This is a genomic window from Pseudomonas sp. G(2018) (assembly GCF_005502415.1).
Taxonomy (GTDB): Bacteria; Pseudomonadota; Gammaproteobacteria; order Pseudomonadales; family Pseudomonadaceae; genus Aquipseudomonas.
Genome location: NZ_SCOO01000008.1, coordinates 199163 through 212167 on the forward strand (window position 1 = coordinate 199163; position 13005 = coordinate 212167).

13 protein-coding genes, 1 pseudogene and 1 riboswitch are annotated in these 13005 nt (G+C 59.5%); of the genes and pseudogenes, 7 read left to right on the forward strand and 7 right to left on the reverse strand.

Annotated elements, in window-relative coordinates; genetic code table 11:
• Positions 1-19: 19 nt before the first annotated feature.
• Positions 20-748, forward strand: a complete 729-nt coding sequence (locus FFS64_RS11315; protein WP_137805442.1) for a dienelactone hydrolase family protein — start codon at positions 20-22, stop codon at positions 746-748.
• Between the two features lie 146 nt (positions 749-894).
• Here the strand turns inward: FFS64_RS11315 and FFS64_RS11320 are convergent, their stop codons facing one another.
• From FFS64_RS11320 to purM, 5 genes are all read right to left on the reverse strand, one after another.
• A complete protein-coding gene (locus FFS64_RS11320) occupies positions 895-1782 on the reverse strand; it encodes a pirin family protein (protein ID WP_137805443.1) in 888 nt (295 codons plus the stop codon).
• A 62-nt stretch (positions 1783-1844) separates the two neighbouring features.
• Positions 1845-2261 (reverse strand): OsmC family protein, encoded by a 417-nt coding sequence (locus FFS64_RS11325; protein WP_137805444.1) that lies wholly within the window; start codon positions 2259-2261, stop codon positions 1845-1847.
• A gap of 149 nt (positions 2262-2410) precedes the next feature.
• Positions 2411-3124 (reverse strand): DUF3108 domain-containing protein, encoded by a 714-nt coding sequence (locus tag FFS64_RS11330; RefSeq protein WP_095195640.1) that lies wholly within the window; start codon positions 3122-3124, stop codon positions 2411-2413.
• An 8-nt stretch (positions 3125-3132) separates the two neighbouring features.
• A complete protein-coding gene (purN, locus tag FFS64_RS11335; RefSeq protein WP_137805445.1) occupies positions 3133-3783 on the reverse strand; it encodes a phosphoribosylglycinamide formyltransferase in 651 nt (216 codons plus the stop codon).
• Complete coding sequence (gene purM / locus FFS64_RS11340) at positions 3783-4841, reverse strand: phosphoribosylformylglycinamidine cyclo-ligase (RefSeq protein WP_137805446.1); 1059 nt, start codon at positions 4839-4841, stop codon at positions 3783-3785. Before purM ends, purN begins: the two co-directional genes overlap by 1 nt.
• Positions 4842-5225: 384 nt before the next feature.
• Between purM and FFS64_RS11345 the strand changes: the two genes are divergently transcribed.
• From FFS64_RS11345 to FFS64_RS11370, 6 genes and pseudogenes are all read left to right on the forward strand, one after another.
• The gene (locus FFS64_RS11345) at positions 5226-6284 is read left to right on the forward strand and encodes a DUF2066 domain-containing protein (protein WP_137805447.1); all 1059 of its coding nucleotides are present in this window, start codon (positions 5226-5228) and stop codon (positions 6282-6284) included.
• A gap of 36 nt (positions 6285-6320) precedes the next feature.
• A pseudogene (locus FFS64_RS11350) lies at positions 6321-7391 on the forward strand (AI-2E family transporter); the annotation flags it as partial.
• Positions 7392-7591: 200 nt separating this feature from the next.
• Positions 7592-8296 (forward strand): DnaA regulatory inactivator Hda, encoded by a 705-nt coding sequence (hda, locus tag FFS64_RS11355; RefSeq protein ID WP_007936072.1) that lies wholly within the window; start codon positions 7592-7594, stop codon positions 8294-8296.
• Positions 8297-8520: 224 nt separating this feature from the next.
• Positions 8521-9165 (forward strand): C40 family peptidase, encoded by a 645-nt coding sequence (locus FFS64_RS11360; protein WP_137805448.1) that lies wholly within the window; start codon positions 8521-8523, stop codon positions 9163-9165.
• Between the two features lie 165 nt (positions 9166-9330).
• The gene (locus FFS64_RS11365; RefSeq protein WP_137805449.1) at positions 9331-9867 is read left to right on the forward strand and encodes a C40 family peptidase; all 537 of its coding nucleotides are present in this window, start codon (positions 9331-9333) and stop codon (positions 9865-9867) included.
• Between the two features lie 18 nt (positions 9868-9885).
• The gene (locus FFS64_RS11370; protein ID WP_137805450.1) at positions 9886-10539 is read left to right on the forward strand and encodes an O-methyltransferase; all 654 of its coding nucleotides are present in this window, start codon (positions 9886-9888) and stop codon (positions 10537-10539) included.
• 40 nt (positions 10540-10579) lie between these two features.
• On the opposite strand, the gene FFS64_RS11375 is transcribed toward FFS64_RS11370, so the two are convergent.
• On the reverse strand, positions 10580-11893 hold the full coding sequence (locus FFS64_RS11375; RefSeq protein WP_137805451.1) for a sorbosone dehydrogenase family protein: 1314 nt from the start codon (positions 11891-11893) through the stop codon (positions 10580-10582).
• A gap of 67 nt (positions 11894-11960) precedes the next feature.
• The gene (locus FFS64_RS11380; RefSeq protein WP_137805452.1) at positions 11961-12545 is read right to left on the reverse strand and encodes a hypothetical protein; all 585 of its coding nucleotides are present in this window, start codon (positions 12543-12545) and stop codon (positions 11961-11963) included.
• 152 nt (positions 12546-12697) lie between these two features.
• Positions 12698-12928: riboswitch (cobalamin riboswitch) on the forward strand.
• The last annotated feature ends 77 nt before the right edge of the window (positions 12929-13005 follow it).

Here is a 13005-nt window from a genome sequence, read left to right on the forward strand (position 1 = left end):
CAAAAATCAGGAGTCAGAAATGAGTCAAATCACTGTACGTTCCGTTGTCTACCAGATTGACGGGCAGGCTTACGAGAGCCGCCTGGCTTTCGACACCGACCATAAAGGTGTGCGCCCTGGTCTGCTGATGGCGCCGAACTGGATGGGCGTCGGTGCCGGCGCCGAGGAGATTGCCAAGTCGGTGGCGGCCAAGGGCTACGTGGTGCTGATCGCGGACCTCTACGGCCAGTCGGTTCGTCCAACCAACAACGACGAGGCGGGCGCGGCGATGATGCCGCTGAAGAATGACCGGGCACTGCTGCGCAAGCGCATGCAAGTGGCTTTTGAACAGTTGCAACAGCAGGGCGAGGCGCAGGTCGATACGTCGAAACTGGCGACCTTCGGCTTCTGCTTCGGTGGTTGCTGCGCCCTGGAGTTTGCCCGTACCGGTGCACCGGTCAAGGCGGCGGTGTCGTTCCACGGCACCCTCGATACTCCGGACGTCAACGATGCGAAAAACATCAAGGGCTCGGTATTGGTGCTGCACGGCGCTTCCGATCCATTGGTGCCGAAAGAGCAGTTGCCCGCCTTCGAAGAAGAAATGAACGCTGCCGGTGTGGATTGGCAGTTGCTGAGCTACGGTGGGGCTTTCCACTCGTTCACCGACCCGCATGCCAAGGTTCCGGGGATGATGATGTACGACGCGAAGATCGCCGCCCGGGCATTCGCTTCGATGCACAATCTGCTGGATGAAGTGTTCAAGGGTTGACCACTTTTTTGCCGCTATAGGGTCGGTGTTAGTGCCGGCCTCTTCGTCGGAGCGCCACCCGGAGCCGGCTCGCTCCCACATTGGAATGCATTCTTCTGTGGGAGCGAGCCTGCTCGCGAAGGCGGTGTGATTCACACCGAAGACAGTTACAAAGGAGTGGGCTCGCTTCGCTGTTTTGGCAGCTCGATCCGCTCAACTTCCCCCGGCACTGTCGGCCAATCCCCGGCCGCCCAGCGACGGCGCGCTTCGTCGATCAGCGCTGGATCGCTTGCCACAAAATTCCAGTTGATCCGCCGCGGACCGTCCAGCGGTGCTCCGCCAAACAGCACGGCATGACAATCGCTCTCGGCGAACAGCGTCATCTCTTCACCGACGGGCAGCACCACCAGCGAGTGTGGTTCTATCAATTCACCTTCCAGTTGGACCTCGCCGCTCAACACATAGAGCGCACGTTCTTCATGTTCGGTGGGAATCAGCAAGGACGTCGCCGTTTGCAGGTGCAATTCGGCATACAGCGTAGGAGAAAGCACCGGCACCGGCGATTCCAGGCAAAAGCCTGACCCGGCAATCATGCGGATCTTTACGCCAAGGTTTTCACTGACCGGCAGGGTAGACGCGGGGTGGTGGCTGTAATGGCCCGGACCCTGTTCATGGTCCTTGGGCGAGGCCAGCCAGATTTGCAAGCCGTGCATCGTGAAACCGCTTTCCTTCAGGGCTTCGGGCGTGCGCTCGACGTGGGCGATGGCGCTGCCGGCGGTCATCCAGCTGACATCCCCGGCGTTGACCACTTGATCCGAACCGAGGCTGTCCTTGTGCTGGAGTTGCCCCTCAAACAGGTAGGTGAGCGTGGACAGGCCAATGTGCGGATGCTGTCGGATGTTCATGCCATCTCCCGCGGCGTAGCGGGTTTGCAGCATGTGGTCGAAAAATACGAAAGGCCCGACATTGCGGCATTTGGCGGATGGCAACGGGCGAAGAATCGGCTGGCCTTCGACATCTTCGGCGCGGGGGCGGATCACGAGCGGAGTGTTCATGGTGCGTTCCAGACTGAGCGGGTGATGCGGTCGAGCATAACCCGCTTGCGCAGCCCTTGCCGCTATTGGCTGAACGCACCTTCGGATAAATGAGTTTCGATGCTGACTTCGCTGCTGGTCATCAGTTTGTGGATCGGGCAGCGATCGGCCACGCGGTGCAGCTCGTCACGTTGTGCATCGGTCAGCACGCCCTTGAGGGTCAGTTTGAGGTGCAGCGCGTATTTGCCCTTTTGCTCTTCACTGTTGTCGCGTTTGACCTCGACGCCGACACCAGTCAGCGGGATGCCCTTCTTCCTGGCATACAGCTTGAGGGTCAGGGCTTTGCAGGCGCCCAGCGCAGCATCGAAGTAATCGTGGGGTTCCGGCGCCGAGCCTTCACCTCCCGCGGATTCAGGCACATCGGCAAAGAGTTCGTGGTCATCGATCTGAACGGTATGGCGAAAACCTTCGGCGGAGACGGTATTGACGGTAACAGTCATGGGAAACCTCACAGGCAACAGGAAACGTCATTCGATCAAAAAAGACCTTGAAGGTATAGAGCATTCCTCTTGAGGCGCGTTCCGCTTTCATTGCCGAATGCCGGGCGAAAAAAAGCCCCGCGATTGCGGGGCTTCGTCGTGTCAGTAGCTCAACTGCCTTTGACAGTCTTGCCGTTGACCTTGCCGTCCAGGAGCATGATGTTGTACTCCTTGCCGTCGGTTTCGACCTGTTGCAGGCGGACCAGCAGGTAGTCCCAATCCTTGGCGAACCAGAGCACGGTGATGCGCTTGCTTTGTGTCGGGTCACGCACGCGTTCGACCTTGATCGCTTCGATCTGGCCGGCTTTTGTGTCGACCTTTTCTGAACCCAGCACGCGGAAGTCATAGGTGTCGACTTCGCCATCATCCACGACTTGATAGCTCATGCTCTTCTTGCCGGCGGCCACGTCATGCTGCAGTGCCAGCTGATAGGTGGATTTGTCGACCATGCCGCGGTTGAGCGGAATGTTGACAGGGTCACCGCGGTCGGTGCCGGTGACTTTTTTGGCGGCCCAGTCGAAATCCAGGTCAGCCTTTTTCGCTTTGCCCAGGCCACCTCTTTCAAAGTGGTAGGACTGCGGCAGCAGGGTGTCCTTGTCGACGGTCAAGGTGCTTTCTTCGGACAGGCTGGCGATCATCATCGAGGCCTTGAAGCTGAGCCTCCAGACGCCGTTGGCTTCCTTGGTCAGGCTGCGCTCGGCGGTGCCGCTCATGGGCAGCTGCTTCCAGTCGGCGGTGTAGCTGGCGGAGAAAGGTTGAAGGTCTGCAGCCTGTGCGAAGGGCAAGGCGAACAGAGCGCAAGCGAAGAGCAGGGCACGACGCATAAAATCTCCTAGGTTCGAATCAAGTGGCCGCTGGCCGCGAGTAACTGTCCATCCAGTAAAGCACCTTGATCGCCAAGTGATAACCGGCCCTCGGCAAACCAGCGAACGGCCATCGGGTAGATCAGGTGTTCCTGAACGTGGACCCGCTGCGCCAGACTCTGCGGCGAGTCGTGCAACTCTACCGGTATTACTGCCTGTACGACCAGTGGTCCGCCATCGAGTTCCTCGGTGACGAAGTGCACGGAGCAGCCGTGCTCGGCGTCGCCAGCCTCCAGCGCGCGCTGATGAGTGTGTAACCCTTTGTATTTGGGCAGCAGCGAAGGATGGATGTTGAGCAGGCGACCCTGGTAATGGCGCACGAAGTCCGCGCTGAGAATGCGCATGAAACCGGCCAGTACCACGAGTTTGGGGTTGAAGGCGTCGATCAGTTCGATCAGCGCGGCATCGAAGGCCTCGCGGCCGTCGAAAGCCTTGTGATCCAGGGTGCGGGTATCGATACCCGCGTCCCTGGCGCGTTGCAGGCCGAAGGCGTCGGCACGGTTGGAAATCACCGCAGCGATGCGGACCGGGCTGTCGCCAGTCCGCGTGCTGTCGATCAAGGCCTGCAAGTTACTGCCGGTGCCGGACAGCAGCACCACCACATCACAGGTCTGGGACATCAATGAGCCTTGAGGTTCTTCAGTTCAACCTGAGCCGCGCCTTCGGCAGCGGTGGAGATCTGACCGATGACCCAAGGCTGCTCGCCGGCTTCGCGCAGAACGTTCAGGGCGGTTTCAACGTGCTCTTGAGACACGCAGATGACCATGCCCACGCCGCAGTTCAGCACGCGGTGCATTTCGTTCTCGTCGACGTTGCCTTTCTCTTGCAGCCAGTCGAACACGGCCGGGCGGGTCCAGCTCGCCACGTCAACCACGGCTTGTGCGCCTTTTGGCAGCACGCGCGGAATGTTGTCCAGCAGGCCGCCACCGGTGATGTGGGCCATGGCCTTGACGGCGCCGGTTTCCTTGATCAGCTTGAGCAACGGCTTCACGTAGATACGGGTCGGGGCCATCAGCAGGTCGGTCAGCGGTTTGCCGTCGAGCTGGGTGTTTTCGATGTCGGCACCGGAGACTTCGATGATCTTGCGGATCAGCGAGTAACCGTTGGAGTGCGGGCCGGACGATGGCAGGGCGAGCAGGGCGTCGCCGGCAGCGACTTTGGAGCCGTCGATGATTTCGGATTTTTCCACGACACCGACACAGAAGCCGGCCAGGTCGTAGTCTTCGCCTTCGTACATGCCAGGCATCTCAGCGGTTTCGCCGCCGACCAGGGAGCAGCCGGACAGCTCGCAGCCTGCGCCGATGCCGGTCACGACCTGAGCGGCGGTGTCGACGTTCAGTTTGCCGGTGGCGTAGTAGTCAAGGAAGAACAGCGGCTCGGCGCCGCACACCACCAGGTCGTTGACGCACATGGCAACCAGGTCGATGCCGATGCTGTCGTGCTTGTTCAGGTTCAGTGCCAGGCGCAGCTTGGTGCCGACGCCGTCAGTGCCGGATACCAGCACGGGCTGCTTGTAGCCGGCCGGGATTTCGCAGAGGGCGCCAAAACCGCCCAGGCCGCCCATGACTTCCGGGCGCGCAGTGCGCTTGGCGACGCTCTTGATGCGTTCGACCAATGCTTCACCGGCGTCGATGTCTACACCGGCGTCCTTGTAGCTCAGGGAGGGTTGCTTGCTCATGATCCAGGCCTTTAGGGGGGATTTCTGGGTAACGACCGAGTTCAGCGGGGGCGCCGAAATCGACGGGGGCGATTGCCTCACGCGAATTTCGATAGTGCCCGGCTGTTGCCGGTCTGCGAAGGCGCGCGATTTTATCAGGCTTGAAGGGCAGCGGCCATCCTCAGGCCGACGGCAGGGGCATATCGGCATAAAAAAACCATCATTACAGCGTGATGGTGGCATCCTTCAGGCCTGGGAAGGGTATCGGCATTTACCGTCTATCGTTATGACAGTGCGAAAACTTACCCGGGGCGTGTGAATGTTTTGCGCCAGGCGATGGTCACAGCCTTGCTCGATCATGTTCATGCGGCCTGTTCCAGCTGCTCTTGTCTTCAGGAATCTTCCATGCGTTTTTGCAAATGCTTGTTTGTGGGCTGTTTGTCACTGCTCAGCCTGGTCAGTCATGCCGAAACCGTCAAAGGCCTTTACCAGGTGCGCGAACCAGTCAGTGGCCAGTCGCCGCAGGAGCGGGACCAGGCGACTCAACGCGCCCTCGATACCCTTGTCTTGCGTCTGACCGGCGACCCCAAGGCCGCGCAAAGTCCGGGGCTGGCAGCGATCCGCAAGGACCCGCAGCAAATCATCAGTCAGTTCGGTTATGACGCCGGGCCACCGGAAGTCCTGAAAGTCGATTTCGATCCGGGCACCACTGAACAGGCCATGCGCCGTGCCGGGTTGGCCATGTGGGGCGCCAATCGGCCCTCCATCCTCGGTTGGTGGCTGAACGACTACAGCGATGGTTCAAGCCTGGTGGGGGATGGTCAGGCCAGTGCGGCACCGCTGCGCCGCGCGGCGCAGCACCGTGGCTTGCCGTTGCGCTTGCCCCTGGCGGATCTGAATGAACAGATTGTCGCCACCGCGCCCAATCTGGAAAGTGCTGATCCGGCGCCGCTGCGCAACGCATCGGAACGGTACAATGCCGACGCCTTGCTGGCAGTACATGCCCGCGAAGAAGGTGGGCAGTGGCAAGCCAATTGGCGTTTGTGGCTGGGGGATCAGAAAGAGGCGGGCACTGCCCAGGGGGCTGATCAAGCTGCTTTGGCGGACGCGGTGATGCTGGCGGTCAATGAGCGTCTGGCACCGCGCTTTGTCGCCAGGCCAGGGGCTGCGACTCAACAGTTGCTGGAAGTGCAGGGCATGAATCTTGAGCGCTACGCGACCCTTGGGCGTTTGCTGGAGCCTTTTTCCGGGCGCCCGCAAAGTGTCAATGGCGACCGGATCCTCTATCGGGTCAATGGCAGTACCGATCAGCTGCGGGCGCAGTTGTCGCTGGCGAAATTGCAGGAAGTTACAACGGCACCCGCTCCTGCTCCCGTAGTGCCTGTTGCACCGGTGGCTGACGGTTCGGTCCCTGTCGCAACACCAGCCCCGGCACCGACACCGCAGTTACGATTTCGCTGGTAGTTTTTCTTTCTTTATATAGAAGCAATGGAGTGGTTCATGGCCGATACGCGGCGTTGGTTCTGGTTGGGTGGGGTGGTTCTGCTCTGCGCGTTTATCTGGCTGTTGCACCCGATTCTGACGCCGTTCCTGGTGGCGTTGCTGTTGGCTTATCTGTTTGACCCACTGGTGGACAGGATGGAAAAAGCCGGGCTGTCGCGAACCTTGGGCGTGGTCGCTGTATTCGCGCTGTTCACCTTGATCTTCACAGCGCTGTTGCTGGTGTTGGTGCCGATGCTCGCCAAGCAGTTGTTGCGTTTATATGAGCTGGCACCCCAGATGCTCGATTGGTTGCAGCACACCGCGCTGCCGTGGGCGCAGTCCAAGTTCGGTTTGTCGGAGGGTTTCTGGAAGTTCGACAAGCTGAAGGCCGCCATCAGTGAACACATGGGGCAGACCACCGACATCGTCGGGGTGGTGCTGAGTCAGGCGACCGCTTCCGGTCTGGCGTTGATTGGCTGGCTGGCGAATCTGGTGCTGATACCGGTGGTGAGTTTCTACTTGCTGCGGGATTGGGACCTGATGATGGCCAGGATCCGTAGTCTGCTGCCCCGGGATCGCGAGGAGCGCGCAGTATTACTGGCTGGTGAGTGTCATGAAGTACTCGGGGCGTTTGTGCGCGGGCAGCTGCTGGTGATGGTGGCCTTGGGCGTGATCTATGCCGCGGGTCTGATGCTGGTCGGGCTGGAATTGGGTCTGTTGATCGGTCTGATTGCCGGTTTGGCGGCGATTGTCCCGTACATGGGTTTTGTCATCGGTATTGGCGCGGCATTGATTGCCGGTCTGTTTCAGTTCGGCGGCGATCTGTACCCGATGATCGGCATCGTTGCGGTGTTCATGGTCGGCCAGGCGCTGGAGGGCATGGTACTCACGCCGTTGCTGGTGGGAGACCGCATTGGCCTGCACCCGGTGGCAGTGATCTTCGCGATACTGGCCGGTGGTGAACTGTTCGGTTTTACCGGGGTTCTGCTGGCGTTGCCTGTGGCGGCGGTGATCATGGTGTTGGTGCGCCATGTGCATGATTTATATAAGGATTCTGATATTTACGGTGGGGTTGACGAGCCAGGCCTTCAGGCTTCTTCAAAGGCGTCGCGGATTGATGCAGGGTTGTTGCCTGCAGCGCCAAAGAAACTGTCATGAAACCGGTGCGCCAACGCAAACCTTTGATTTTGCTTGTGGTCTGTCGCATTGTGCGGTCGGCCTCACGGGTATAAACTTCGCAAACTTTACACAGAGGCCACTAACGGTTCCTTTGGAACTGTTCAGTCAGCATGAAACCGATTCAGCTGCCCCTAGGTGTGCGTCTGCGTGACGACGCCACCTTCATCAACTACTACCCAGGCGCCAATGCCGCTGCACTCGGCTATGTCGAGCGGCTGTGCGAAGCCGACGCCGGATGGACCGAAAGCCTGATTTACCTCTGGGGCAAGCACGGGGTAGGGCGTACGCATTTATTGCAGGCGGCTTGCCTGCGCTTCGAGCAAATGGGCGAGCCGGCGGTGTATCTGCCGTTGGCCGAGTTGATGGATCGCGGCATCGAGATTCTCGACAACCTCGAACAATACGAACTGGTCTGTCTGGATGATCTGCAGGCCGTTGCCGGCAAGGCGGATTGGGAAGAGGCGCTGTTCCACCTGTTCAATCGTCTGCGTGACAGCGGTCGACGCCTGCTGATTGCCGCGTCGACGTCCCCGCGTGAATTGCCGGTGAAGTTGGCGGACCTCAAATCCCGCCTGACCCTGGCACTGATCTTCCAGATGCGTCCGCTCTCCGACGAAGACAAACTGCGTGCCCTGCAACTACGTGCATCCCGTCGCGGCCTGCACCTGACCGATGAAGTCGGGCATTTTATCCTGACCCGCGGTACCCGCAGCATGAGCGCGCTGTTCGAGTTGCTTGAGCGTCTCGATCAGGCCTCCCTTCAAGCCCAGCGCAAGCTGACTATTCCGTTCCTGAAAGAAACGCTGGGCTGGTAACAAGCCCGGCAAAGCCAATGCCTACAGTAGTTTTGGCATATTTCAGGCGCCAGAAAACACGCTTTCCTACAACTAGTAGTCTGCGCAAACGATCAAATAGTGCTTAAGCGCTTAGATGTAAACGAGAAACCGAGAAGTCACAAAAAGTTCGATTGAATTTGCAAATGGGTTTGATAGCGGGCATAGTCTCGGCTTCTTTACAACTATCAGCCACGGTCGTGCCCATGCTAAAGCGCTTTGCACCCCTCGTGCCCCTCGCACTCGTTACCCTGTTGTTCGGTTGCGCTGCCCACACTCCGGTGTCGCAGCAAGCGCAACAACAGCAGGTACAAAACCCTGTTACTGCCTCTTCCGTTCGTTATCAGGACTCTCTTTTCCAGGAAGAGACGGCAACCGAAAAAGAACTGGCAGCCTTCGCCGACGGCAAGTCTTATCAACTTCCAGTTCTGGCCGACAGTATCCTCGAACGCGGCATGTCCCTGATCGGTACCCGTTACCGTTTTGGTGGTACCTCTGAAGCCGGTTTTGATTGCAGCGGTTTCATCGGTTATCTGTTCCGCGAAGAGGCGGGCATGTACCTGCCACGCTCCACCCGCGAAATGATCAACGTGGATGCGCCGCTGGTGTCTCGCAACAAACTTGAACCAGGCGACCTGCTGTTCTTCGCCACCAATGGCCGTCGCGGTCGCGTCAGTCACGCCGGGATCTACCTGGGTGACAACCAGTTCATTCATTCCAGCAGCCGCAAAAGCGGTGGTGTGCGGATCGATAGCCTGGGCGACAGCTACTGGAGCAAAACCTTCATCGAAGCCAAGCGCGCCCTCGCGATGGCTCCTGCGGCAAGCCCGATCGTCACGGCTCGCAAGTAAGCGGACAGTTTGTAAGGCGAACTTAAAGTCTTACTTGAAGTTTGCCGCATAAGCGCTAGAATCTGATCTATGAATGATGGCAAACCGCCTGCGTGCTGCGCAGGCGGTTTTCTTTTCTGCGTCTCTGCAGAAAAAAAGCCGCAGCCAGATCAGGATGCTCTGCCTATGTCGACGTCGGCCCGCCTCGCAATCATGCTTTTCGCAGCGCTGCTCAGCGCCTGCGCCAGCCGCACACCGCCGCCAGCGCCGGTGGTTCGCGCGCCCATCGTTTTCGGTCCCTCCCAAGCCTTTTCGCCTGAAGCGGAAGACGTGCTGTTCCGCGCGTTGGGTCTGGTGGGCACGCCTTATCGCTGGGGCGGCAATACGCCGGATTCCGGTTTCGATTGCAGCGGGTTGATCGGTTACGTGTACCGTGATGTCACCGGAATTTCCTTGCCGCGCACCACCCGTGAAATGATCACCATGCAAGCGGCCAGCGTGGGCAAGGAAGGGCTGCAAACAGGTGATCTGGTTTTCTTCGCCACCAATGGCAGTTCCCAGGTCAACCATGCTGGCATCTACGTCGGCGAAGGCCGGTTCGTCCACGCGCCTGCCACGGGTGGCACGGTCAAGCTCGACAGCTTGTCCAAGGTGTATTGGCAGAAAGCCTACCTGAGCGCCAAGCGCGTCCTGCAACCGGAGCACCTGGCGCGCAATCCGTAACCGCCGGAGGTTGTGGTCATGACCGCTCGCACGCTCAATCTCGACGATTCGCTCTATCAGTACCTGCTGGACGTTTCCCTGCGTGAAACGCCCCTGCTCAAGCGTTTGCGCGACGAGACCCAGGCGTTGCCCATGGCGCGTTGGCAAGTGGCGCCCGAGCAGGGGCAGTTTCTCGCGTTGCTGGTGAAACTCATCGGCGCCAGGCGTGTTTTGGAAGTCGGCACTTTCACCGGTTACAGCGCCCTGTGCATGGCAGCGGCATTGCCGCAAGACGGCTCGCTGATCTGCTGTGACATTCCCGGCGATTACAACGCCACGGCGCGCCGTTACTGGCAGGAAGCCGGTTTGTCCGGGCGAATCGATCTGCGTCTGGCGCCTGCGCTGGAAACCCTGAGTACGCTGGACCAGCCCGGGCAGTTCGATCTTGTTTTTATCGATGCTGACAAGGCCAACTATCCCGTCTATCTGGAGCATGCGTTACGTCTGTTGCGCACCGGCGGTCTGGCCGTGTTCGATAACACGCTGTGGAGTGGCCGGGTGCTTGAGGCTGATCCGGAGAGTGAAGACACCCGCGCCATCCAGGCGCTCAATCGTGCCTTGAAGGATGATTCGCGGGTGGATTTATCGTTATTGCCATTGGGGGATGGGCTGACCCTTTGTCGTAAACACTAACCGCCGCTTCCACTGGGTTTTGTGTCTGATGGTAATTGCGTTATTTAGTGCCTGACACTCGCCACACTTTATTCCCCACATCATCCGCCACCAGCAAACCGCCTTGCCGATCGATCACCACACCCACCGGCCGACCCATGGCTTTTTTGTCGTCATTGAGAAAGCCCGTTAGCACATCCACCGGCTGCCCGTTCGGTTTGCCGGCGCTGAAGGGGACGAAAATCACTTTGTAGCCACTGTGCGGCTTGCGGTTCCATGAGCCGTGCTGGCCGATAAAGGCGCCTTCCCTGAATTGCGCCGGCAACTTGTTGCCCTCGGCAAACGACAGACCCAGTGACGCGGTATGCGGACCCACCGCGTAGTCCGGCGCAATCGCCTTGGCCACCAGCTCGGGTTTTTGCGGCTCGACGCGAATGTCGACGTGCTGGCCGTAATAGCTGTAAGGCCAACCATAGAACCCGCCGTCCTTCACGGAGGTGATGTAATCGGGCACCAGGTCGCTGCCGATTTCATCCCGCTCATTGACCGCAGTCCACAAAGCACCGCTGGTGGGTTCCCAGGCCAGTCCGTTCGGATTGCGAATCCCCGAAGCAAAGATTCGGTGGTTGCCGGTGGCGCGATCCACTTCCCAGATCGCCGCGCGTCCTTCTTCCTGATCCATACCGTTTTCGCCGACGTTGCTGTTTGAGCCCACCGTGACGTACAGCTTGCTGCCGTCCTTGCTGGCGATGACGTTTTTGGTCCAATGGTGATTTAGGGTGCCGCCCGGTAAATCCACCACTTTAATCGGCTGCGACTTGATCGCTGTGTCGCCGCTTTCATAGTGAAAGCGCAGGAGGCGATCGGTATCGGCAACGTACAGATCATTGCCGACCAGGGTCATGCCGAAGGGCGAGTTGAGATTTTCCAGGAAGACCGTGCGGGTCTCGGCAATGCCATCGTGATCCGAATCTCGCAACAAGGTGATGCGGTTAGGGCTCGGCACGCCGGCTCCGGCACGGCCCATGATTTTTTTTATGACCCAGCCGCGAATTCCCTGGCCGTCAGCGGGTTTTGGCGGGGCGTTGGTTTCGGCGACCAGCACGTCGCCATTGGGCAGTACGTAAAGCCAGCGCGGGTGATCAAGGCCTTCGGCGAACGCGGCCACTTGCGTGCCGGCGGCAGCGACGGGTTTCGCGCCGTCCGGCCAGCCAATGGCCGGCGCGATGTTCACAGTCGGGATCAGTGTTTTGTTCGGTTCTGGCAGCTTGGGCGACGGGCCGGTGCCGTCGGAGACTTGCAGCCTGGAGGTTTCACCGCAGGCGGCGAGCCCTCCGGCGAGGGCGATGACAAAAGCGAGTTGAGAGGTGCGCATTGCTGATCTTCCCTATGAATGCCTTGATCTAATCATAGAGAAGCCTGGACGCTGGATGGTTCAACCCTCAACCGCGAGCCTCTTTCAGCAGCACGGCGATGCCGGGGTGATAGTGGCCCGCTTCGTTGCGCAACTTGCGATAGGCGTAGGGGAAGTACCAGGCCACGGCGCAGGTGTGCTCCTTTTGCAGGTCGTCGACCATGTCCTGCAGTTCTTCCGGGGTGGCGCCGTGCTGGGCTTTTTGCGGGGCGACGAACAGGCAGCCGAGCTTCAGGTCGCTGGCGTAGCTGATTTGCTTGGCGTTGCTGGTGATGTCGTGCAGGGCCTGGGTCAGGTTCAAGCTGTTGACCCGTGGCCAGCGTTGCGTGGCCTGCAGCCAGGCGCGGGCTTCGGGGGTGGCGATAAACAGGTCGGCGCGGCCATTGCGTTCGCCTTCTTCGGTCTGTTTGCGGGTGGGCGATTGTTGCAGGGTCACTGTTTCCGCCATCCATGCCGCAGCTGAGAGCAGGCCGAGATTGGCTTTTTCGTCGAGCCAGTACGGTGTTTCATTATCACCACGCACAGCGTTGTAGCGGTCAATACACTCGAACCAGCGCTCCAGCACCGGTCGCAGGAATTCCAGCTTCGGATTGCTGATGATCATGCCTTGCATGGGGCTCACCCTTTTTATTGTGTTGTGGGTTTGTGGCTCTTTGATATCACTGCTGAGAGTGTGGCACAAGATTGGCGTCAATTTGTGGATGGGTGGCTGTTATTCACTGATACGCCCCGTCTTCAATTGACGCTCCACCCCCAACCCTCTAACCTTCGCGGCTTGTTTCAGGTGCTCTGTGGCTTGGGCCGACAGAGTGAAACAGGGAAGCCGGTGAGTGGTCACTTCAAAGCACGAAGGTCTGCAATTCCGGCGCTGCCCCCGCAACGGTAAATGAGTGAAAGCTGCGTCTTGAGCCACTGTGTCAAAAGACATGGGAAGGCGCGCAGTCAGGCCAACGCCGCTCATGAGCCCGGAGACCGGCCTGATCCATCCAAGCGGCATCACGGTGGGCGATGCCAGGCTTCTTGCCGTCTATTCTTGTGCCTGCCCGCCGTTATCCAGCCTCAACGGAGAGCTC